This is a genomic window from Georgenia sp. EYE_87 (assembly GCF_023148685.1).
GTDB lineage: Bacteria > Actinomycetota > Actinomycetes > Actinomycetales > Actinomycetaceae > Georgenia.
The window spans coordinates 17382-39444 of record NZ_JAHXNL010000023.1; the positions used below are offsets into that span (position 1 = coordinate 17382).

The 22063-nt window shown below is 74.5% G+C and carries 20 protein-coding genes; 9 read left to right on the forward strand and 11 right to left on the reverse strand.

Translation table 11 applies throughout. From position 1 onward, the window contains the following. Positions 1 to 58 precede the first annotated feature (58 nt). The 5 genes from KZX45_RS19470 to KZX45_RS19490 form a co-directional block, all read right to left on the reverse strand. Entirely contained in the window at positions 59 to 1063 is a 1005-nt protein-coding gene (locus tag KZX45_RS19470; protein WP_248259415.1) for a sugar phosphate isomerase/epimerase, read from the reverse strand. Position 1064: 1 nt separating this feature from the next. Next, positions 1065 to 2330: a Gfo/Idh/MocA family protein gene (locus tag KZX45_RS19475; RefSeq protein ID WP_248259416.1), complete on the reverse strand. Its 1266-nt coding sequence runs from the start codon at positions 2328 to 2330 to the stop codon at positions 1065 to 1067. A gap of 76 nt (positions 2331 to 2406) precedes the next feature. Further along, positions 2407 to 3459 (reverse strand): substrate-binding domain-containing protein, encoded by a 1053-nt coding sequence (locus tag KZX45_RS19480; RefSeq protein WP_248259417.1) that lies wholly within the window; start codon positions 3457 to 3459, stop codon positions 2407 to 2409. 66 nt (positions 3460 to 3525) lie between these two features. Next, entirely contained in the window at positions 3526 to 4599 is a 1074-nt protein-coding gene (locus tag KZX45_RS19485) for an ABC transporter permease (protein ID WP_248259418.1), read from the reverse strand. Continuing rightward, complete coding sequence (locus tag KZX45_RS19490) at positions 4596 to 6116, reverse strand: sugar ABC transporter ATP-binding protein (protein WP_248259419.1); 1521 nt, start codon at positions 6114 to 6116, stop codon at positions 4596 to 4598. Before KZX45_RS19490 ends, KZX45_RS19485 begins: the two co-directional genes overlap by 4 nt. Before the next feature lie 92 nt (positions 6117 to 6208). On the opposite strand from KZX45_RS19490, the gene KZX45_RS19495 reads away from it, so the two are divergent. Then, positions 6209 to 7447 (forward strand): ROK family protein, encoded by a 1239-nt coding sequence (locus KZX45_RS19495; protein ID WP_248259420.1) that lies wholly within the window; start codon positions 6209 to 6211, stop codon positions 7445 to 7447. A 24-nt stretch (positions 7448 to 7471) separates the two neighbouring features. Here KZX45_RS19495 and KZX45_RS19500 read toward each other — a convergent pair whose 3' ends face one another. Then, positions 7472 to 8188 carry a type 1 glutamine amidotransferase gene (locus KZX45_RS19500; protein WP_308221776.1) on the reverse strand — a complete coding sequence of 239 codons (717 nt, stop codon included), beginning with the start codon at positions 8186 to 8188 and terminating at the stop codon, positions 7472 to 7474. Positions 8189 to 8438: 250 nt separating this feature from the next. On the opposite strand from KZX45_RS19500, the gene KZX45_RS19505 reads away from it, so the two are divergent. The 3 genes from KZX45_RS19505 to KZX45_RS19515 all read left to right on the forward strand — a co-directional run bounded on the left by KZX45_RS19505 (position 8439) and on the right by KZX45_RS19515 (position 13069). Then, the gene (locus tag KZX45_RS19505; RefSeq protein ID WP_248259421.1) at positions 8439 to 10418 is read left to right on the forward strand and encodes a TPM domain-containing protein; all 1980 of its coding nucleotides are present in this window, start codon (positions 8439 to 8441) and stop codon (positions 10416 to 10418) included. A 118-nt stretch (positions 10419 to 10536) separates the two neighbouring features. Continuing rightward, a complete protein-coding gene (locus KZX45_RS19510) occupies positions 10537 to 11340 on the forward strand; it encodes a PspA/IM30 family protein (protein ID WP_248259422.1) in 804 nt (267 codons plus the stop codon). A 160-nt stretch (positions 11341 to 11500) separates the two neighbouring features. Continuing rightward, positions 11501 to 13069 (forward strand): FMN-binding glutamate synthase family protein, encoded by a 1569-nt coding sequence (locus KZX45_RS19515; RefSeq protein WP_248259423.1) that lies wholly within the window; start codon positions 11501 to 11503, stop codon positions 13067 to 13069. A 64-nt stretch (positions 13070 to 13133) separates the two neighbouring features. On the opposite strand, the gene KZX45_RS19520 is transcribed toward KZX45_RS19515, so the two are convergent. Further along, positions 13134 to 14279 (reverse strand): Glu/Leu/Phe/Val dehydrogenase, encoded by a 1146-nt coding sequence (locus KZX45_RS19520; RefSeq protein ID WP_248259424.1) that lies wholly within the window; start codon positions 14277 to 14279, stop codon positions 13134 to 13136. Positions 14280 to 14444: 165 nt separating this feature from the next. Between KZX45_RS19520 and KZX45_RS19525 the strand changes: the two genes are divergently transcribed. Further along, positions 14445 to 15146, forward strand: coding sequence for a nitroreductase family protein (locus tag KZX45_RS19525; protein WP_248259425.1), 702 nt, complete (start codon positions 14445 to 14447; stop codon positions 15144 to 15146). A 234-nt stretch (positions 15147 to 15380) separates the two neighbouring features. On the opposite strand, the gene cofC is transcribed toward KZX45_RS19525, so the two are convergent. Both cofC and cofD read right to left on the reverse strand, forming a co-directional pair. Then, entirely contained in the window at positions 15381 to 16004 is a 624-nt protein-coding gene (gene cofC / locus KZX45_RS19530) for a 2-phospho-L-lactate guanylyltransferase (protein ID WP_248259426.1), read from the reverse strand. A gap of 167 nt (positions 16005 to 16171) precedes the next feature. Beyond that, on the reverse strand, positions 16172 to 17095 hold the full coding sequence (gene cofD / locus KZX45_RS19535; protein ID WP_248259427.1) for a 2-phospho-L-lactate transferase: 924 nt from the start codon (positions 17093 to 17095) through the stop codon (positions 16172 to 16174). 56 nt (positions 17096 to 17151) lie between these two features. Here cofD and KZX45_RS19540 point away from each other — a divergent pair, with 56 nt between their 5' ends. From KZX45_RS19540 to KZX45_RS19555, 4 genes are read left to right on the forward strand one after another with little or no spacing between them, the layout of a single operon-like run. Next, positions 17152 to 17718: an NYN domain-containing protein gene (locus tag KZX45_RS19540; RefSeq protein WP_248259428.1), complete on the forward strand. Its 567-nt coding sequence runs from the start codon at positions 17152 to 17154 to the stop codon at positions 17716 to 17718. Further along, positions 17718 to 19337, forward strand: a complete 1620-nt coding sequence (locus KZX45_RS19545) for an amidohydrolase (RefSeq protein ID WP_248259429.1) — start codon at positions 17718 to 17720, stop codon at positions 19335 to 19337. Before KZX45_RS19540 ends, KZX45_RS19545 begins: the two co-directional genes overlap by 1 nt. Positions 19338 to 19367: 30 nt before the next feature. Continuing rightward, positions 19368 to 20219, forward strand: a complete 852-nt coding sequence (locus tag KZX45_RS19550) for a PhzF family phenazine biosynthesis protein (protein ID WP_248259430.1) — start codon at positions 19368 to 19370, stop codon at positions 20217 to 20219. After that, entirely contained in the window at positions 20216 to 20368 is a 153-nt protein-coding gene (locus tag KZX45_RS19555) for a hypothetical protein (protein ID WP_248259431.1), read from the forward strand. Before KZX45_RS19550 ends, KZX45_RS19555 begins: the two co-directional genes overlap by 4 nt. A gap of 62 nt (positions 20369 to 20430) precedes the next feature. Here KZX45_RS19555 and urtE read toward each other — a convergent pair whose 3' ends face one another. After that, the gene (gene urtE, locus KZX45_RS19560; RefSeq protein ID WP_248259432.1) at positions 20431 to 21123 is read right to left on the reverse strand and encodes an urea ABC transporter ATP-binding subunit UrtE; all 693 of its coding nucleotides are present in this window, start codon (positions 21121 to 21123) and stop codon (positions 20431 to 20433) included. Beyond that, the gene (urtD, locus tag KZX45_RS19565) at positions 21123 to 21962 is read right to left on the reverse strand and encodes an urea ABC transporter ATP-binding protein UrtD (protein ID WP_248259433.1); all 840 of its coding nucleotides are present in this window, start codon (positions 21960 to 21962) and stop codon (positions 21123 to 21125) included. The genes urtE and urtD overlap by 1 nt, the downstream gene beginning before the upstream one ends. Between the last annotated feature and the right edge of the window lie 101 nt (positions 21963 to 22063).

Sequence of the window (22063 nt, forward strand, 5' to 3'; positions counted from 1 at the left end):
CCGGCCGGGAGCCATGCTCCCGACCGGCCGGCAGCGTTCTGCGGGCCCGGTCCTGGTTTCAGCGGGTGCTGAACGCCGCGTCGAAGGCGGCCGACGGCGGGGCGAACGCCAGGGAGCGCACGAACTCCAGCGCCTCCGGCGCCCCGACGAGCCGGTCCATCCCGGCGTCCTCCCACTCGACGGAGATCGGGCCGTCGTAGCCGATCGTGTTGAGCATGCGGAAGGAGTCCTCCCAGGGCACGTCGCCGTGCCCCGTGGAGACGAAGTCCCAGCCGCGGCGGGGGTCCGCCCAGGGCAGGTGGGAGCCGAGCCGGCCGTTGCGGCCGTTGCCCACCCGGCGCTTCGCGTCCTTGCAGTCCACGTGGTAGATCCGGTCCCTGAAGTCCCACATGAACCCGACGGGGTCGAGGTCCTGCCACACGAAGTGGCTGGGGTCCCAGTTGAGCCCGAAGGCCTCCCGGTGGCCGATCGCCTCCATCGTGCGCACCGTCGTCCAGTAGTCGTAGGCGATCTCCGAGGGGTGCACCTCGTGGGCGAAGCGGACGCCGACCTCGTCGAAGACGTCGAGGATCGGGTTCCACCGGTCGGCGAAGTCCTGGTAGCCGGCGTCGATCAGCTCGGCGGAGACGGGCGGGAACATCGCGACGTACTTCCAGATCGCCGACCCGGTGAACCCGACGACGGTCCGCACGCCCAGCCGCGCCGCGGTCCGGGCGGTCAGCTTCATCTCCTCGGCCGCCCGCTGCCGCACGCCCTCGGGGTCGCCGTCGCCCCAGACCCTGTCCGAGAGCATGTCGCGGTGACGCTGGTCGATCGGGTCGTCGCAGACGGCCTGGCCCTTGAGGTGGTTCGAGATCGCCCAGACCTTCAGGCCGTACCGGTCGAGGATGTCGAGACGGTCCTGGATGTACACGTCGTCCTCGGCACCGCGCCAGGGGTCGAGGTGGTCGCCCCAGCAGGCGATCTCGAGCCCGTCGTACCCCCACTCCGACGCCAGGCGGGCGACCTCCTCGAACGGCAGGTCGGCCCACTGGCCGGTGAACAACGTGATCGGTCGTGCCATCTCACTCTCCTCGGCTCGGCCCCGCCGGGGCGGGGACGTCGTGAGTTCTCTCGGCCGGTGCCGCGCTCGCGTCCGCGGGCCGTCGGTGCTCGGCGACCTCGGTGTACGTGCTGCGGTTGCGGTGGGAGCGCTCGACGGCGTCGAGCACCCGCTGGACGGCGAGCCCGTCGTCGAACGACGGCGTGGGCTGCTCGCCCGCCGCGACGGCCCGGACCAGGTCGACGACCTGGTGGACGAACCCGTGCTCGTAGCCCAGGCCGTGCCCGGGCGGCCACCAGCTGCCGACGTAGGGGTGGTCGGGCTCCGTGACCACGATCCGCCGGAACCCGCCGGTGCGGGCGGGCTCGCGCGCGTCGTAGTAGTTCAGGACGTTCATGTCCTCGAAGTCGAACGCGAGGGAGCCGGCGGAGCCGTTGACCTCGATGCGCAGCGCGTTCTTGCGGCCCCAGGCGAAGCGGGTGGCCTCGAACACCGCCGGGGCGCCGCCGGCGAGCTCGCCGGTGAACATGGCCACGTCGTCGACGGTCACCGGGCCGCGCTCGCTGCCGCCCTTGCCGCTCAGCCCGGCGAAGCTCTCGGCGACCGGCCGTTCGGTCACGAGGGTGTCGAGCCGGCCGGAGACCCCGGCGACCCGCTGCCCGGTGATGAAGTGCGCGAGATCGACGATGTGGGCACCGATGTCTCCGAGGGCACCGGATCCGGCCTTCGCCTTGTCGGTGCGCCACGACAGCGGGGTGCTCTCGTCGGCGAGCCAGTCCTGCAGGTACTGGCAGCGCACCTGCCTGACCTCGCCGATGCGCCCCTCCGCGACGAGCTCGCGCGCCAGGGCGACGGCCGGGACGCGCCGGTAGGTGAACCCGACCATCGAGAGCACCCCGCGCGCCGCGGCGTCCGCCGCGGCCCCGGCCATCAGCTCCGCCTCGGCGAGGGTGTTCGCCATCGGCTTCTCGACGAGCACGTGCTTGCCGGCCGCGAGCGCGGCCGTGGCGATCTCGGCGTGGGTGTCCCCCGGGGTGCAGATGTCGACGAGGTCGACGTCGTCGCGCTCGACGACGCGACGCCAGTCCGTCTCCGCCTCGGCCCAGCCGAGGTGCCTCGCGGCCTCCGCCGAGCGCTCCGGCGAGCGGCCGACGAGGACCTGCATGACCGGCTCCCGGGGAAGGTCGAAGATCCGTGGCGCCCCCCGCCAACCCTGGGAGTGGGCCCGCCCCATGAAGGCGTGACCCACCATCGCCACCCGCAGCGGGCGGCCTGCTGCTTCACTCATGATGTCTCCCTCTCGCACCGGTCTGTACGCCAGCGCCCGGCCCGGGCCGTGCTCGGCCCGGGCCAGGTCGGTGGCGTCAGGACTCGAACGCGGTCGGCAGGTACTGCTCGACGTTCTCGGCGGTGACCACCGGTGCGTAGAGCTGGACGAGGCGGGGCACCTCGATCTCGACGAGGTCGCCCATGGCCTTGCCCTGGGCGAGGAGGCGGGCCAGGCGGATGCCGTCGGCGGCCTGGGTGGCCGGGTAGATGACGGTGGCCTCGACGACGGAGTCGCCGGACTGGATCTCGCGCATCACGTTGGCCGAGCCGGCACCGCCGACGAGGAAGAACTCGTCGCGGCCGGCGTTCTCGATGGCCGCGAGGACGCCGACGCCCTGGTCGTCGTCGTGGTTCCAGATCGCGTCGATCTCGGGCGCGGCCTGGAGCAGGTTCGCCGTCGCGGACTCGCCGCCCTGGACGGTGAAGTCGGCCGCCACGCGGTTGGAGACTTCGAGGCCGCACTCGCCGAGCGCGTCGGCGAAGCCCTGGCTGCGGTCCTGGGTGAGCGGCAGGTTGTCGATGCCCGCGATCTCGGCGATGACGGCGTCATCCTGGTCGCCGAGCTGCTCGCAGATGTACTCGCCGGCGCTGCGGCCCATGCCGTAGTTGTCGCCGAGGACCGTCACGCGGGCGGCCTCGGGGCGGGAGAACTCGCGGTCGACGTTGATAACCGGGATGCCGGCCTCCATCGCCTCGGTGGCGATCTCGGTGAGGGCGGCGCCGTCGAAGGGCAGCAGAACGATCGCGTCGACGCCGTCGTTGATGAAGGTCTCCACCTGGGAGATCTGCAGGTTGACGTCGTTCGTGCCCTCGGCGACCTGGAGGTCGACGTCCTCGAACTTCGCGGCCTCCGCCTCGGCGGCGGACGTGATGGCACCCATCCAGCCGTGGTCGGCGGCGGGGGCGGAGAACCCGATGGTGACAGTCTCGCCGGGCTCGTCGTTGGCGCCGACGGCGGCGTTGCCGCTCCCGGCGCCGTTCCCGGTGTCGGCGGTCTCCTCAGGGGTGTTGGAGGTGCAGGCGGCGAGCAGCGCCGCGGAGGCGAGCAGCGCCACGGGGGCGGCGATGCGACGGACGGTCGCGGACATGGTGGTCTCCTTTGACATGCGGAACTCGGGTGGGGGCGGGGCGGGGACGGAGGTCGGGCGGGGCCGTCAGCTTGACCGGGCCCGGGCGGCGAAGCGCTGCTGGAGCAGGACGGCGAGGACGATGATCGCGCCCTTGGCGAGGGCCTGCGCCGAGATGGACAGGTTGTTCTGGATGAAGATGTTCGTCAGGACGGCGAAGACGAGGACGCCGAGGACGGTGCCGACGATCGTGCCGCGACCGCCGATGAGGAGGGTCCCGCCGACGACGACGGCCGCGATGGCGTCCAGCTCGTAGAGGTAGCCGTGCGTGGAGCTGCCGGCCGTCGTGCGGGCGAGCATCATGAGCGCGCCGAGCCCCGCCGTGAGCCCGGCCAGCGTGAACACCCACATGGTGTGGCGCTGGACCTTGATGCCGGCCAGGCGGGCCGCCTCCGGGTTGCCGCCGACGGCGATCGTGCGCCGGCCGAACGTGGTGCGGGCGAGCAGGACCCACCCGGCGACCGCGACCAGGACGAACATCCACACGATCACCGGCACGCCGAGGACGTCGGCGCGGAAGAAGTCGAGGTAGCCCTCGACGTTGACGATCTGCGTGCGGCGGTTGGAAATGATCTCCGCCAGTCCGCGGGCCGCGACGAGCATCGCCAGGGTGGCGATGAACGGGACCACCCGGCCGTAGGCCACGATCGCGCCGTTGATCAGGCCGGCCCCGGCGCCGACGGCGAGCGCGGTGAAGACCATGATGACCCAGTGGGTGTCCTGCGCCATCGTCTGCGTGGCCAGCGTCGAGGCCCACACGGTCGCCAGGCCCATCACGGAGCCGACCGAGAGGTCGATGCCGCCGGCGGTGATGACGAAGGTGACACCGATGCTGATGACCCCGATGACCGCGGTCTGCTCGAGGATCACCATGATGTTGCTCAGGCCGACGAACCGCTCGCCGGACGTGATGACGCCGATGATGATGAGCAGGACGAGGGCGATGATCAGGCCCAGGCTGTGGCCGAGGCCGCCGAGCTGGAACCTCGGGGTGCGCCTGCCCCGGTCCGGGACCGGGCTCACGTCACGGTTGGTCGGCGGCAGCCCGTTCTCCTCGGGGCTGCTGCCGGCCGCCGCGGTGGCCGGCTGGTTCTCGCTCATGCGTGTGTTCCTTCCATGACGAGGTCGAGCACTCGGTGCTCGTCGATCTGGCCGGCCGGCCCGGAGTGGACCACGGCGCCGTCGGCGACGACGAGGACGTGGTCCGCGAGGCCGAGCACCTCCTCGATCTCGCTGGAGACGACGACGATCGCGGCCCCCTCGGCCGCGAGCCGGCGGATGAGCGTGTAGATCTCGGCGCGGGCGCCGACGTCGACGCCGCGCGTGGGCTCGTCGAGCAGCAGCACGGCACAGCCGTGGACGAGCCAGCGGGCGAGCATCGCCTTCTGCTGGTTGCCGCCCGAGAGGGTGCGGATGATGCGGCGGGGATCCGCGGGCGCGAGCTGGAGCGCCCGGATCTGCTCCTCGGCGGCGGCCCGCTCCGCACGCTCGTCGAGGAACGCGCCGCGGGCGAAGCGCGCGAAGGTCGACAGGGTGATGTTGCGGAAGACCGGCTCGTCGAGCAGGAGCCCCTGGCTCTTGCGTTCCTCGGGCGCCAGGCCGACGCCGGCGGAGACCGCGGCCGGCACCGAGCCGCGACGCAGCGCCCTACCGTTGACCCTGACCGTGCCCGCGCTGGCGTGGCGGGCCCCGTAGAGGGTCTCCAGGATCTCGGACCGGCCGGCGCCGACGAGTCCGGCGAGGCCGACGATCTCGCCGGGCCGGACGGTGAAGGAGACGTCGGCGAAGACCCCGGTCAGGGCCAGCCCCTCGACCTCTAGGACCGGCCGGTCCGACGTGATGCCGGCTCCGGCACCGCCGAAGTTCGCCTCGACCTCCCGGCCGGTCATGAGCGGGATGAGCTTCGCCGTCGGGGTGTCGGCGACGGCCAGCCCGGTGGCGACCGTCCGGCCGTCCTTCAGGACGGTGATCCGGTCGCCGATCTGGCGGATCTCCTCGAGTCGGTGGGAGATGTAGATGATGGCGACGCCCTCCGCGCTCAGCGAGCGCACCACGCGGAAGAGGTTCGAGACCTCCTCCGGGTCGAGCACCGCGGACGGTTCGTCCATGACGATGACCTTCGCGTCCCGGGACAGCGCGCGGGCCATGGAGACGATCTGCTTGCCGGCGGCGGAGAGCCGTCCCACCTCCCGCGAGGGCGAGATCTCGGGGTGCCCGAGCCGGCGGAGCAGGTCACGGGTACGGCTGTGGGCCTCGGCCCGTCGGAGGAACCCGCCGTTGGCGAGCTCGTGGCCCAGGTAGATGTTCTCGGCGACGCTAAGCCCGTCGACGACGTCGAGCTCCTGGTACATGGTCGCGACGCCGAGCTCGAGGGCGGCCTGCGGCGAGCCGATCGTCACGGGTTCGCCCTGCCACAGGATCTCTCCCCGGTCCGGGCGGTGGGCGCCCGCGAGCGTCTTGATGAGCGTGGACTTGCCGGCGCCGTTCTGCCCGAGGAGGCAGTGCACCTCGCCGGCGCGGATGTCGAGGTCGACGCCGTCGAGCGCCTTGGCTCCCGGGAAGTGCTTCACGATGCCGTGCATCTGCAGCAACGGCGCTGGGGGGTCTGCTGTGACCATGGGCACAACATAGAGGGACTTTCGTCGCGGGTCAAGCAAAAGATGTCGGAACCGTCGACGACAAAAGTGCGGGCCAGTGGTTAACTAGTGCTATGGCAATCCTGCAGACCACGGTCGGTGGAGCCGCCAGGCAGTGGAGCCAGCCCGCTCCCCCGAGCAGCGCCGGCAGCCTCTTCCAGCTCCTCCGGGACGGCAGTCCCCGCACCCGCGCCGAGCTGGCGGCGGTCACCGGCCTGGCCCGGTCGACGATCTCCGCCCGGGTGGAGGACCTCCTGTCGTCGAAGCTCGTCGCGCCGACCGGCGAGGCGGTCTCGACCGGTGGCCGGCCGCCGGCGACCTTCGCGTTCAACCCCGGCGCCCGCTTCGTCCTGGCGGTCGACCTGGGGGTCAGCCACGCGCGCGTCGCGGTGACCGACCTGGCCAACCGCGTCCTGGCCGAGGACATGCTCGACCAGTCGATCGCCGCCGGGCCGGTCGCCGTGCTCGACGCCGTCACCGACGTGGCGCTGCGACTGGTCGACGAGGTCGGCCGCCCCCTCTCGGACCTCGCCGGCGTCGGCATCGGGCTGCCCGGCCCGGTCGAGCACGACTCCGGCCGCCCCACCAGCCCGCCGGTCATGCCGGGCTGGGACCGTTTCGACGTCCCCGGGTACCTGCGCGAGACCTTCCCGGTGCCGATCCTCGTCGACAACGACGTCAACATCATGGCGCTGGGCGAGCACGAGGCCGTCTACCCCGACATCGAGGACATGATCTTCCTCAAGATCGCCACGGGCATCGGCGCGGGGATCATCAGCGACGGCGCCCTGCAGCGCGGGGCCCAGGGTGCCGCCGGGGACCTCGGGCACATCGCGGTGCCCGACGGCAACACCACGTCGTGCACGTGCGGGAACGTCGGCTGCCTGGAGGCGGTCGCCTCCGGTCAGGCGGTGGCCGCCCGGCTCCGCGAGCAGGGCTACGCCGTCGGGACCAACGCGGAGCTCGTCGAGCTGGTCCGTTCGGGGGACCGCGGCGCGGTCCAGGCGGTGCGCCAGGCCGGCCGCCACATCGGTGCCGTGCTCGCCGGCTGCGTCAACATGCTCAACCCCTCCGTCATCGTGATCGGCGGCGTCGTCGCCGCCGTCGGCGAGCATCTCCTCGCCGGCATCCGGGAGTCGGTCTACAGCCGTTCCCTGCCGCTGGCGACGCAGCACCTGCGGATCGTCAGCTCCCGGACGGAGGGCCGCGCCGGCGTCCTCGGCGCGTCCACGCTGGTCACCCAGCACGCCCTCTCCCCCGAGGGGATCAACGCCATCACCGGCGCCGCGTCGCTGGAGGCCGTCGCGCCCTGACCCCGGACCTCACCGCTCCGGTCCTCAACCCCCGGCGGTCGGCACGGTCCGGAGGTGCGCCGCGAAGCCCTCGGCGATCGCCCGCCCGGCGGCCGAGACCTGCGCGTCCCACCTCCTGGCCGCGTCCACCAGCGCGGCGGCGTCGGTCCCGGGCCTCTTCGACGCCCACGCGCCGATCAGTTCCGGCGACGCCTCTGGGTGGAACTGCACGCCGACCGCGGAGCCGACCCGCATCGCCTGCACCGGGTACAGCTCGGAGCCGGCCAGCGCCGTCGCGCCGGGCGGGAGCTCGACGACCGCGTCCGCGTGCATCGACGGCACCAGCGCCGGCCCGTCGGCCGCGGCCCGTCCCAGCACGGGGTCGGCCACCGCCTCGGGGTGCCACGCGATCGGCACGACCCCCCGTTCCGGCCCGGGAGCCGCACCGACCTCCACGCGCCCGCCGGTGGCGGCCGCCAGCAGCTGGTGCCCCAGGCAGATGCCGAGGACGGGCACGTCCCGCTCGACGGCGTCGGCCAGCAACCCCCGGAGGGCGGGAAGGAACGGCGTTCTCTCGTCGTCGTACGCGTTGGTCCGGCCGCCCAGGACCAGCAGGCCCGCACCGACCTCCGAAACGTCGGGCAGGGGGTCGCCGGCCCAGGGGCGGACCCACCGCAACGAGGTCTCGCCCAGCCAGGGGCCGAACCGGTCGAGCGGGACCGTCTCGTCCGGCTGGACCACCGTCAGGATCACGGACTCCACGGCACCACGGTACGGGCGCAGCCGTCCGGTGGATCCGGCACGGGGACCGCCGCCCCAGCTCCGTCAGCCGCCCCGACCGCCACCTCCGGCAGCCGCCCCGACCGCCCACCTCCGTCCTTCGCCGGGAACCGGGGTCCGGACCTTCACCGGACGACAACGGCACGAGGGTTCGGTGGTTCCCGTTCTCCTCCCTGGGCGAACGCGCGTCATAGTCGTTGCGCGACCGTGGCGGGGCCGACAGGATCACGGTGTGAGACCCGTCGCGCTCGTGAGATCCCTGGCTGCCGCCGTCCTGGTCGCGGTTCCCGCCGCCGCCCTCGCGGGACCGGCGTTGGCGGAGCCGCCGACGAACCTCGCCGAGCAGGTGACCGACACCGCCGACGTCCTGAGCGACGGCGACGTCGCCGAGATCCAGGCCGCGTTCGACGAGGTCCAGGCCGAGACGGGCCAGATGGTGTTCGTGACGTTCGTGAACACCTTCGACGGGATGGGCGCCAACGAGTGGTCCGTCCAGACCGCCGAGCAGTCCAACCTCGGCGTCGACAACGTCCTGCTCTCCGTCGCCATCGACGACGGGGCCTACGGCTACGCCCTCCACAGCGAGTCGCCCGTCGGCGACGACGAGCTCCAGCAGATCCTCCGGGACGACGTGGTGCCGGCCCTGGGCGCCGAGGACTGGGCCGGCGCCTCCGTCGCCTTCGCGCAGGGCGTGGGGGCCGCGGCCGAAGGCGGACTGTCGGGGGCGGGCGGGGGCGGACTCGGCAGCTTCCTCACCGTCGCCCTGGTCGGTCTCCTGGTCATCGGCGGGATCGGCCTGTTCTTCGTCGCCCGCCGCAAGAAGGACACGTCGGGCGAGCCGCGCCAGGCCCGCCAGCAGCTGCCGCGGGACCACCCCCTCAACCTGCCCACCCCGGAGCTCGCCAAGCGCGCCGGCACCGCCCTGCTCGGGGCCGACGACGCCATCCGCAGCTCCGAGGAGGAGCTCGGGTTCGCCAAGGCCCAGTTCGGGCTCCAGGCCACCGACCAGTTCACCGCCGCGCTCGCCCAGGCGAAGCAGAAGGCCCAGCGCGCGTTCGCGCTGCGCCAGCAGCTCGACGACGACGTCCCGGAGACCGAGCCCCAGCAGCGGCAGATGTACGCCGAGATCCTCCAGCTGACCGCGGAGGTCGACGAGACGCTCTCCGCGCAGGCGCAGCACTTCGTCCGGCTGCGGGACATGCAGGCCCGCGCCCCCCAGGTCCTCGCCGAGCTCGACCAGCGCGCCACGGAGGTCGAGCGCGAGATCGAGGGCGCCCGCGCCCAGCTGGCCCGGCTCGCCACCCAGTACCCCGCCGCGGCGCTGGCGTCGGTGTCGAGGAACCCGGACCAGGCCAAGGCCCTGCTGGTGTCCGCGCACGAGTCCGTCGCGGCCGGCCGCGCCAAGGTCGAGGCCGGCGACCGCCAGACCGCCGTCACGCACGCGCGGGTCGCGGAGGAGGCCGTGGCCCAGGCGAGCACGCTGCTGAAGGCGGTCCACGGCGCCGGGCAGGTGCTGGCGGAGGCCGGCAACCGGCTCGACACCGCCCTGGCGTCCATCACCCGCGACGTCCAGGACGCCAACCGCCTGGCCCCGAACGACCCCGCCGTCATCGCGCGCCGCAAGGAGGCCGAGGCCGCGATCGCCCAGGGCCACCAGGCGCGCACGGGCGGCGACCCGCTGGCCGCACTCCAGCGCCTGCAGTCGGCGGAGACCGCCATCGACGCCGCTCTCGCCCCGGCGCGCGACGCGGACGAGGTCCGGCGCCGTGCCGCCGGCCAGCTGCAGGAGCGGCTCGGCCGCCTCAACTCCCAGATCCGCGCCGTCTCGGACTACATCTCTACCCGGCGGGGGACCGTCGGCACCGAGGCCCGCACCCGGCTGTCCGAGGCCACCCGCCTCGCGGCCGAGGCGAACCGGCTCTCCACCAGCGACCCGGTCGCGGCCATGCAGCTCGTGGCCCAGGCCGAGCAGATGGCGGCCGACGCCCAGCGCCTCGCCGAGCGCGACGCCGACCGCTACGACCCGTGGGGCGGCGGTGGCGGCTTCGGCGGCGGCCGGCGCGGCGGCATCGACGTCGGTTCCCTCATCCTCGGCGGCATCCTCCTCGGCGGCGGCGGCCACGGGGGCGGTTGGGGCGGCGGCGGCGGCTTCGGCGGCGGGGGCGGCGGCTTCGGCGGGGGCGGCTTCGGCGGCGGCGGAGGTCGCTTCTGACGGCCGCCCGACGACCGGACCGACCACAAGCCCCGGGCCAGCCGGCCGGCGAGGGCCGCGGAGAGGCCCAGCAGACCCACAATCGTGACCGAGACCCCAACCAGAGAAGGGCATCACCATGGCAGAGAAGCAGAGCATCCTTGGCCGCATCGCCCAGCTGACCCGCGCGAACATCAACGCGATCCTCGACCGTGCCGAGGACCCGCAGAAGATGCTCGACCAGCTGGTGCGCGACTACACCTCGTCGATCGCCGAGGCCGAGGACGCGGTCGCGGTGACCATCGGCAACCTGCGCCTCGCGGAGCAGGACCACGCCGCCGACCTCGCCGAGGCCCGGGACTGGGGGCAGAAGGCGCTGGCCGCCTCGAGCAAGGCCGAGCAGCTGCGGGCCGCCGGTGACCCCTCCGAGGCCGCCCGCTTCGACGACCTCGCCAAGATCGCCATCGGCAAGCAGATCACCGCCGAGAACGAGGCCAAGGCCGCGGAGCCGATGATCGACTCGCAGAACGAGGTCGTCGAGAAGCTCAAGACCGGCCTGACCCAGATGCGCGTCAAGCTCGACGAGCTCAAGGGCCGGCGCGACCAGCTGGTCGCCCGCGCCAAGACCGCCGAGGCCCAGGCCACGGTGCAGGGCGCCATCTCGTCCATCAACATCATGGACCCGACCAGCGAGATCGCCCGCTACGAGGAGCAGGTCCGCCGCGAGGAGGCCCGCGTCGCCGGCCACGCCGAGCTGCAGGGCGCCACGCTGGAGTCGCAGTTCGCCGAGCTCGAGGACTACGGCCGCAACGCCGAGGTCGAGGCCCGCCTCGCCGCCCTGAAGAGCGGCGGGACCTCCGCGGCCCCGCAGCTCAACGCGGGGAACGCCACCGACGAGGGCTCCGCCGTCCCGGCGCCCGAGCAGGACCGCACCACCTACTGACGGCGGCTCCCGGCCGCAGGACACAGCGTCACGACCGGGCCCTCACCCACCGGGTGGGGGCCCGGTCGCTCTGCGGCCGACGGCAGCCGGCTCCGAGCCGCCCGGCGTCGGGCCCTCGCCCGCGATGCGGGTCCACCGCACCGGGGGCACACTGCCCACCATGAGGTGGACAAAGGCGCTCCTCCCCGTCGCGGGCCTGGCCGGCGTGGCCGCGCACGACCTGCTCCAGCGCCGGCGCAGCCTGCTGCGCAACTTCCCCGTGCTCGGCCACGCCCGGTACGCCATCGAGGCGATCGGGCCGGAGCTGCGCCAGTACATCGTCGCGGGCAACGACGAGGAACGGCCGTTCACCCGCGACCAGCGGCGGTGGATCTACGCGTCCGCCAAGGGCGAGAACAACTACTTCGGCTTCGGCACCGACAACGACGTCGAGCGCACCGACGGCTACCCGATCATCAAGCACCGCACGTTCTCCGCCGTCGCCCCGCCCTCCCACCCGCGCGCGGGCGAGGAGGTCATCCTGCCGTGCGCGAAGGTGCTGGGGGCCGCGCGGGGTCGCGCCAGGGCGTTCCGGCCCGCGTCGGTCGTGAACGTCTCGGCGATGAGCTTCGGCTCCCTCTCCGCCAACGCCGTCCGGGCGATCAACGAGGGCTGCGCCATGACCGGCGCCCTGCACAACACCGGCGAGGGCGGGCTCGCCCCGCACCACCGCCACGGCGGCGACCTGATCTTCCAGATCGGCACGGCCTACTTCGGGTGCCGGGATCTCGACGGCGCGTTCGACCTCGAGCGCCTGAAGGACCTCGTCGCCTCGGCGCCGGTGCGGGCGCTGGAGATCAAGCTCAGCCAGGGCGCCAAGCCGGGCCTGGGCGGGGTGCTCCCGGCGGCCAAGGTGTCGGCGGAGATCGCGGAGATCCGCGGGGTCCGGCCGGGTCAGGACTGCATCAGCCCGTCGCGCCACGCCGAGTTCAGCGACGTCGACAGCATGCTCGACTGGGTCGAGCTCCTCGCCGACGCCACCGGCCTGCCGGTCGGGATCAAGTCCGCCGTCGGCGATCTCGACTTCTGGCACGGCCTCGCCGAGGCCATGGCGGACGGCCAGCGCGGCGTCGACTTCATCACCGTCGACGGCGGGGAGGGCGGCACCGGGGCCGCCCCGCTGACCTTCAGCGACTCCGTCGCCCTGCCCTTCCGCGTCGGGTTCCCGCGGGTCTACGGCATCTTCGCCGAGGCCGGGCTGACGGACCGCATCGTCTTCACCGGCTCCGGCAAGCTCGGCCTGGCGGACAACGCCGTCGTCGCCCTCGCGCTCGGGTGCGACCTCCTCGGCGTCGCCCGCGAGGCCATGTTCGCCATCGGCTGCATCCAGGCGCAGAAGTGCCACACCGACACCTGCCCCGTGGGGGTGGCGACGCAGAACGCCTGGCTGGCCCACGGGCTGGATCCGGCGACGAAGTCGGTCCGGCTCGCCGGGTACGTCCGCACGCTGCGGCGGGACCTGCTCAAGGTCGCCGAGTCGTGCGGCGTGCTGCACCCCGGGCTCATCGACGTCGACGACGTGGAGATCCTCGCCGGCAACCAGGAGGGACGGCCGCTGCGCGAGGTGGTCGGCTACCGGCCGGGCTGGGGCACGCCGTCGGCCGAGCAGCAGGCCGAGCTGACCGCGCTGATGACCGCGGAGGCGCCGCGGGGCGGGACGGCACCGGAGTCCAGCACAGCCCAGGGGTGAGCGCGGGCATGGCGCCCGGACCGGTGCCTGCCCCGTGCCGGACCGTTGCCGGCCCGCGCCCTGCTCAGCGCCGCCCGGGCAGGTACATCCGGGACGAGCCGATCGTCGTGATGCGCTCCTCGGCGAGGTGGTCCGCCGCGCGCGCCGGGCTGATGCCCTGCTCCTCGGCGCGCCGGAGCACGGCCGCGGTGGCGTCGAACAGCTTCTCCACCCGGTGCTTCGCGCGCTCGAACACGAACCCCTCCAGCTCGTCCGACACCTGGATCACGCCGCCGGAGTTGACGAGGTAGTCGGGCGCGTAGGTGATCCCGCGCTCGACGAGACGCTCGGGGATGCCGCCCTCGCCGTCGTCGGCCAGCTGGTTGTTCGCCGAGCCGCACACCACGCGGGCGCGGAGGGCCTCCACGGTCGCCGCGTCGAGCGCGCCACCGAGCGCGCAGGGGGCGTAGACGTCGAGGTCGGCGCGGACGAGGGCGTCGGTGTCGGCGACGACGTCGACCTGCGGGTGGGACCGGCGGAGGCGGTCGACCGCGGCGTCGCTGACGTCCGTCACCACGACGTTCGCGCCCGCCTCGAGCAGGTGCCCGACGAGGAGGTGGCCGACCTTCCCGACCCCGGCCACGCCGACGGTGCGCCCGCGCAGGGAGACGGTGCCCCAGACATGATCGGAGCAGGCGCGCATGGCGGTGAAGACGCCGAACGCGGTGAGGACCGAGGGGTCCCCGGCCCCGCGGTGCGGCTCGCTGCGGCCCACGACGAAGTCGGTCTCCCGGTGGATGACGTCCATGTCCGCCACGTAGGTCCCGACGTCGCACGCGGTGACGTAGCGCCCACCGAGGGACTGGACGAAACGCCCGTAGGCCCGCAGGAGCGCCTCGGACTTCTCCCGGGTCGGGTCGCCGATGATGACGGCCTTGCCGCCGCCGAGGTCGAGCCCGGCGAGGGCGTTCTTGTAGGTCATGCCCTTCGACAGGCGCAGGGCGTCCGCGAGCGCGGCGTCCTCCGACTCGTACGGGTAGTACCGGGTGCCGCCGAGGGCGGGGCCGAGCGCGGTGCTGTGGACGGCGATGATGGCCCGCAGGCCGGAGGCGGCGTCGTTGCAGTAGACGACCTGCTCGTGGCCGTGCGCGGGGTCGAAGGGCCCGGGGGCCCGGAACCTGGCGAGCGGGGCGGTGCGGGGCTGCGCCTCGGGGCGCGACAGGGTGGTCACCGTGATCGACTCCTTCGTCATCTCGTGGATGAGCCGGCGCCGGGCCGAGGGGTGTGGGCCCGGTCACCTACAAGGACAAGGGTAGTCCGGACGAACCGGACCGGCCCCCGCTCCGGCGCACGTCCGGCGGCCCGGTCCCGTCCGGCGGTGCGCGATGATCGCCCCATGGAGTTCCAGGACGTCGTGCGCCGGCGGCGGATGGTGCGCCGCTACTCCGCCGAGCCGGTCGCGCCCGGATCGGTGGACCGGCTGGTGCGCAACGCGGTCCGCGCGCCGAGCGCCGGCTTCTCGCAGGGTTGGGGCTTCCTGGTGCTCGACCGTCCCGAGGACGTCTCCCGGTTCTGGGAGGCGGCCACCCCGCCGGCCCGCGCGGCGCAGCCGGACCGCTGGCTGCGCGGCATGCGCACCGCTCCGGTGGTGATCGTGCCGTTCTCCTCCGAGGCCGCCTACCGCCGTCGGTACGGCGAGGCGGACAAGGCGCGCGCCGACCACGCAGTGCCGCACGGCGCCGGGACCCACGGTGAGCCCGCTGCGCCGCCCGGCCACAGTGCCGGCGGTGACCTCCCCGACGCCGCGGCCCGGGGAGCCGGGTGGGCCGTGCCGTACTGGCACGTCGACGCGGGGATGGCCGCGCTGCTCATCCTTCAGACCGCAGTCGACGAGGGTCTCGGCGCCTGCTTCTTCGGCGTCCCGGCAAGCCGCGTCGCTCACCTGCGTGCGGCCTTCGGCGTCCCGGAGGACCACAGCCCGGTGGGCGCCGTCACGGTCGGGCACCCGGCGCCCGACGAGCGGCCGGGCGGGTCGGCGGTGCGGCGGCCGCGACGCCCGCTCGACGACGTGGTCCACCGGGGGCGCTGGTCGTCCTGACGGCCGCTCCCACGGAGAGCCGCGCCGCATTGGCCAGCGGCCGCCACCGCGCTCGCTGGCGGCCGCCACCGGACCTCACGGAGGAACGAGGTCGAGCGATTGGTTACTACCAGCTCTCAGAATGACCAATACCTCGATCTGGTTGGTCGGCGGCACCCTCGGTCGCACGCGTCCTACGTCGGCGCGTGCTGCGAAGGCGAGTCCCGCCAGGCCGGCCGGTGCCGCGAACGCGGCTCAGTCGCCCCCGACGGCGGCCCGCAGACCCGAGCGCACCGCCGCGGGCAGCTCCGCCCAGTCGGCCGCGGTGTCCAGGTCCGTCGCCGTTCCCGGCCGCAGCACCACGTCGGGCACCACCCCGAGCCGCCGCGCCTCGCGCTCGTGCGCCTCGCGGCTGCCCGGGCCGAACCGGAACCGGAAGCCGCTGACGCTGCCGGCGAGCACCAGCGCGTTGGTGCCGGTGCCGAGCCGGTCCGGGGCGATCACGACCGGCGCCGCCGGCTCCAGCAGCGCCCGGACGTCGTCGGCCGCGAGCAGCGGCAGGTCCGCGTGCACCACCAGAACCCGCGCGGCGCCGGCCGCGAGCGCCCGCTCCTGCCCGACGGCGACCGCCTCGTTCAGCCCCGGCCGGTCGGCGGGCTGCCCGACCACCTCGACGCGCCCGTCGTGCCCGACCACTTCCGCCGCGAAGCCCGGGTCCGCGGTCACCACGAGCACGCGCGAGACACGCCCGTCGAGCAGCGCGCCGAGCACGTGGCGGGCCAGCACCGCGACCAGCCGGGACCGCTCCTGCGGACCGAGCTCGGCGGAGAGCCGCGTCTTGCCGGCCGCGCCACCGCGCAGGGGGACGACGGCGATCACCGGCCCGCGGCCTTCCGCCCGGCCGGGAGCCGCTCCACCCGGCGCCGCTCCCCCCGGCGCCGCTCCCACAACTGCCGCTCCCCCGGGAGCCGCTCCCCCGGACCCCGCTCCCCCGGGAGCCGCTCCCCCGGACGTCGCTCCGCCGGACACGCCCTTCTCGGTCGCCATCACGCGGCGAGGATCTCGCGGGCGAGTCGCTCGCGGTCCTCGGGGCCACCCATGACGGTGCGGGTCACCATCGCCGTCATGCCGAGCTCCTCGACGGCGGGCGCCAGCGGGCGGTCGCGCTCGTCGATCACGTACACGTCCGCCAGGCCCGCGTAGAGGCGGGCCACTCCGAGCGCGGAGACCTCGTGCCCCATCGCGGCGAGCATCGCGGCCGCCGGCCCCTTGAGGGCGTGACCGCCCACGATCGGGCTGACCGCCACGCGCCGGGCACCCGACGCCGCGAGCGCGTCGCGCACCCCCGGGACGGCGAGCACCGGCCCGATGCTCACGAACGGGTTGGACGGGGCGATCACGACGACGTCGGCGTCGAGCGCCTCGAGGACGCCCGGGGCCGGCGCCGCCCGCTCGACGCCGTCGAGGACGACGCCGAGCACCTCGTCCGCGTGGCGGCGTGCCACAAAGTACTCCTGGAACTCCAGGCGGCCGGCGGGCGTGTCGACGAGGGTGGCGACGGCGTCGTCGGTCATGGGGAACAGCCGGGGCCGCACGCCGAGCGCCGAGGCGAGCTCCGCCGTCGCCGTCGAGAGGGGGACGCCGGCGCGCAGCCGGGCGGTGCGCAGGACGTGGGTGGCGATGTCCCGGTCACCGAGGCGGAACCAGGTGTCCTGACCGAGGCGCGCCATCGCCTCGAGGGTGGCGTAGGTGTCGCCGGCGACGCCCCAGCCGTTCTGCGGGTCGGCGATCCCGGCGAGGGTGTACATGACGGTGTCGAGGTCGGGACTGATCGAGAGGCCGTAGATGACGGCGTCATCGCCGGTGTTGACGACCACCGTGAGGGCCGACGTCGCGCGGTCGAGTCCCTGCGCGAGCTTCGCGCCACCCACGCCACCCGCCAGCAGGGTCACGTTCCGGACGTCTCTCACCGGCCAAGCCTATGCCGCGACGCTGTGCGACCGATCCGCGCCACTAAGGTGAGCGCATGCCCGACTCCCTCACCACCTATCTGCTCGTCGACGGCGAGAACATCGATGCCACCCTCGGCATGAGCGTGCTCAACCGCCGGCCGGAGCCGTCCGAGCGGCCGCGCTGGGACCGCGTGATGCACTTTGCGGAAGAGGTGTGGGACGAGACCGCGCGCGGGCTGTTCTTCCTCAACGCCACCTCGGGCCAGATGCCGATGGGCTTCGTGCAGGCGCTGCTGGCCATGAACTTCCATCCCATCCCGCTGGCGGGCACGGTGCACGAGAAGGTCGTGGACATCGGCATCCAGCGCACGATGGACGCGATCCTCGCGCAGGGCGCCGGGGACGTGCTGCTCGCCTCGCACGACGGCGACTACATCCCTCAGGTCGAGCGGCTGCTGGACGCCGGGCGCCGGGTGGGCGTGCTGTGCTTCCGCGAGTTCCTCAACTCCGAGCTGGCGGGCCTGACCGAGCGCGGCCTGAAGATCTACGACCTCGAGGACGACCTCGGCGCGTTCACCTCGGTGCTGCCGCGCGTGCGGATCATCCCGCTCACCGCGTTCGACCCGACCCGCTATCTCTGATGCCGCACGGCACGACCCTTGCCGACGGCGGGGACCCGCTCGCGGGCTCCGTCCTGCTGCGCCGCGTCCGCCTGGTCCCGGTCCGGCCCGCCGGCCGCGCCGCCCCCGGGCCGGGCGACGGCGGAGCCGGCCGCGCCGCTCCCCCGGCACCCGAACCGGTCGACCTGCGCATCACGGACGGCGTCGTCTCGGCCGTCGCCCCCTCGCTCGCGCGGGACGCGGGCGAGGACGAGCTCGACGCCGCCGGCCGCTGGGCGGTCCCGGGCCTGTGGGACCACCACGTCCACCTGTCGCAGTGGGCGCAGACCTTCACGCGGCTCGACGTCTCCGCCGCGCGCAGCGCCGCGGAGGCGCTGGACCTGCTCGCGGCGCACCTGCCGTCGGTCCCGGCCGCGCGTGACCTGCCCGTGGTGGCCTACGGGTTCCGGCACGCGACCTGGGCGGACCGCCCCACGCTGTCCGCGCTCGACGCGGTCGCGGCCGGCCGTGCGGTGGTGATGCTCTCGGGAGACGTGCACAGCGGCTGGGTCTCCACGCGGGGCCGCGACCTCCTGGGCCTGCCGGTCCCTGCCGACGACGACGGGCTGGTGCGCGAGAACGTCTTCTTCGCGGCGCTGGCCCGGCTCGCCGACCTGCCGGGCAGCGACCCGACCGAGGGGCTGCGCCGGGCGCTGGCGGACGCCGCGGCGCACGGCGTCGTCGGCGTGACGGACCTGGAGTGGGCGCGCAACGCGGCCGAGTGGCCGCCGCGCGTCGCCGCCGGCCTGGACCTGCTGCGCGTGCGCACCGCCACCTACGCCGACGGCCTGGACGAGATCCTCGCGCTCGGGCTGCGCACCGGCGACCCGCTGCCGGGCGGCCGCGGCCTGCTGACGATGGGGCCGCTGAAGGTGATCTCTGACGGCTCGCTGAACACCGCCACCGCCCACACGTCCGTGCCGTACGAGCACCCGCAGGACCCGGCTCACCCGCGAGGGGTGCAGAACGTGGCGCCGGACAAGCTGGCCGAGCTGGTGCGCCGGGCCACGGCCGGCGGGATCGAGGTTGCCGTGCACGCGATCGGCGACGCCGCCGTCGCCATCGCGCTGGACGCGATCGAGGCCGCCGGGGCCCGCGGCTCGATCGAGCACGCCCAGCTCCTCGCCCCGGACCAGCCGGCGCGGTTCGCCCGGCTCGGCGTGGTCGCGAGCGTGCAGCCGGCCCACCTGCTCGACGACCGCGACGTCACCGAGCGCCTCTGGCCGGGTCGGGCCGGGCAGAGCTTCCCGCTGCGGTCCCTGCTCGACGCCGGGGCGCGCCTGGCCCTCGGCTCCGACGCTCCCGTCGCGCCGCTCGACCCGTGGCTGGCGATGGCGGCGGCCGTGCACCGCAGCGCGGACGAGCGCGCCCCCTGGCACCCCGAGCAGCACCTCACGGCCGCCGAGGCGCTGGCGGCGTCGACGAACGGGTACGGGACGCTGCGCGCCGGCGCGCCCGGTGACGTCGTCCTCCTCGACGCCGACCCGCTCGCACCGGCGGCCGGGGCCCCGGGCGGCACGGCCGCCGTGGCCGCGCACCTGCGCTCGACGCGCGTCTCGGCGACCTTCGTGGCCGGGCGCGCGACGCACCTCGCGCTCTGAGCCGCCCCGCGCACCGGCTAGCGTGGGCGCGTGAACGAGCGCCGCTTCGCCCAGGTCGACGTCTTCTCCCCGGTCCCCTTCGCCGGCAACCCCGTCGCGGTGGTGGTCGACGGCGACGGGCTCTCCGACGCCGAGATGCAGCGCTTCGCCACCTGGACGAACCTCTCCGAGACCACGTTCCTGCTCCCGCCCACCACCGCCGAGGCGGACTACCGGGTGCGGATCTTCACCACCGACGGCGAGCTGCCCTTCGCGGGTCACCCCACCATCGGCTCCGCGCACGCCTGGCTCGAGGCCGGCGGCACCCCGCGCACGCCGGGCCGGCTGGTGCAGGAGTGCGCGCAGGGCCTCGTGCCGCTGCGGGAGTCGGGCGGCCGGTGGGCGTTCGCCGGGCCGGAGCTGACCCGGTACGAGCCGCCGTCGGACGACGAGCTCGAGCGGGCCACCCGCGGCCTCGGGCTGAGCGCGGAGGACGTGCTCGACGCCTCCTGGCTCGTCAACGGGCCGGAGTGGCTCGCCCTCCGGGTGGCGTCGGCCGACGTCGTGCTCGCGATCCGCCCCGACTACGCCGCGCTCGGCGACCTGTTCGTCGGCGTGGTCGGGCCGCACCCGGCCGACGACGGCGCCCCGGGCGGGGACGACCGTCCCACCTTCGAGGTCCGCGCCGTCATGGGCACGGGCACCGAGGACCCGGTCACGGGCAGCCTCAACGCCGGGCTCGCCCGCTGGCTCCGGGACACCGGCGTCGCACCCGCCGCCTACGTCGCCGCCCAGGGCACCGTGCAGGGCCGCAGCGGCCGCGTGCACGTCACCGAGGACGACGGCGAGATCTGGGTGGCGGGCGACGCCGCCACCGGCGTCGCCGGCACGGTGGCGCTGTGAGCGGCGACCTGCCCCGCGAGCTGCGCGACGGCGGCGAGGACCTGCCGCCGCGGCGCCGCCGGCCGGTGTGGCACCGCCTGATCGCCGGCCTGGTCATCGCGGCGATGGTGGTCACGCTGCTGCTCTACACCGGCCTCGCCCTCTTCTAGCCGCCCGACCTAGCCTCCCGACAGCCAGCCGGCCGGGGCCCGTCGCCCCCGGACGTTGCGGGTCAGATGGCCATCGCGGTGCGGACGCGGTCGGCCGCCCCGGCCCCGCCGTCGCCGGACTGGGTGAGCCGGCCCGAGGCGAGCACCGCGTAGGTGTCCGCGGCCGCGACCGCGAACCGGACGTGCTGCTCCACGAGCAGGACGCCCATCTCCCCGCCGGCGGCGAGCTCGAGGATCGCCGCCTCGATCTCGGCCACCACCGACGGCTGGATGCCCTCGGTGGGCTCGTCCAGGATCAGCACCCGGGGCCCCGTGATCAGGGCCCGGGCGATGGCGAGCTGCTGCCGCTGCCCTCCGGAGAGCAGCCCGGCACGCCGGCCCAGCACCGCGGCCAGCGCCGGGAACAGGTCCAGCGCCTCGGCGGCGCGCCGGGCGCCGTCGCGCCGCAGGGCCGCCACGAGCTGGAGGTTCTCCCGGGCCGTGAGGGTCCCGAAGGCCTGCTGGCCCTGCGGCACGTAGGCCAGGCCGCGGCGGACCCGCGCGTGCGGCGGGAGCCGGGTGACGTCCTCGCCGTCGAGCCGGACGCTGCCGCGCGTGGGCCGCAGCAGCCCGACGGCGCACCTGAGCAGTGTGGTCTTGCCGGCGCCGTTGTGCCCCATCACCGCGGTGACCCCGCCGGCCGGGACGGCGAGGTCGACCCCGTGGACCACGGTGGTGCGGCCGTATCCCACGTGCACGTCGCACAGCTCGAGCATCAGTCCTCCTTCGTGTGCGCGGGGGTGCCGAGGTAGACCTCGACCACCCGCGGATCTGCCTGCACGTCCGCCACGCTGCCCTCGCTGAGCACCCTGCCCTGGTGCAGCACGGTGACCGAGTCGGCGACGGAACGCATGAACTCCATGTCGTGCTCGACGACGACGATCGTGCGGTGGTCGGCGATCGTCCGCAGCAGCCGGCCGGTCTCCTCGCGCTCGCCCTGGCTCATGCCCGCCACCGGCTCGTCGAGGAACAGCAGCCGGGCGTCCTGGACGAGGAGCATGCCGATCTCCAGCCACTGCTTCTGGCCGTGCGCCAGCACTCCGGCGAGGCTGTCGCGCACGTGCGCGAGGCCGACCGTCTCCAGCGCGAGCTCGACCGCCTCGTCCACCCCGGTCCGACGCCGCAGCCGCCGGAGCGCGCTGCGGCGCGAGCCGGCGGCGATGTCGAGGTTCTGCAGCACGGTGAGCCCCTCGATGACGCTGGCCGTCTGGAAGGTCCGCCCGACGCCGGCGCGGACGATCCGGTGGACCTTCCTGCCGAGCAGCTCGGTCCCGCCGAACTGCGCCGAGCCGCCGGCGGGGACGAGCCCGGTCACGGCGTCGACCAGGGTGGTCTTGCCGGCGCCGTTGGGCCCGATCAGGAAACGCAGGTCGCCCTGCACGACGGTCAGGTCCACGCCGTCGACGGCCACGAAGCCGTCGAAGCTCACCCGCAGGCCGCGGACCTCGAGGTAGTCGTGCGCGGTGTCGGCCCCGGCCCCGAGCAGGTCGGTGGCGGCACCGACGTCCGGCCGGACGTCCTGGGGCACCGCCTCGGAGTGCGTGCCGCACGTCATCGCGGGGCTCCTTCGATCGTCGTCGACATCTCGGGAGCGGCCGGGCCCCGTGCGCCGGGGGCCGCGACGCCGGACGCCGCGGGGGGCGCCGGGGGGGGCGG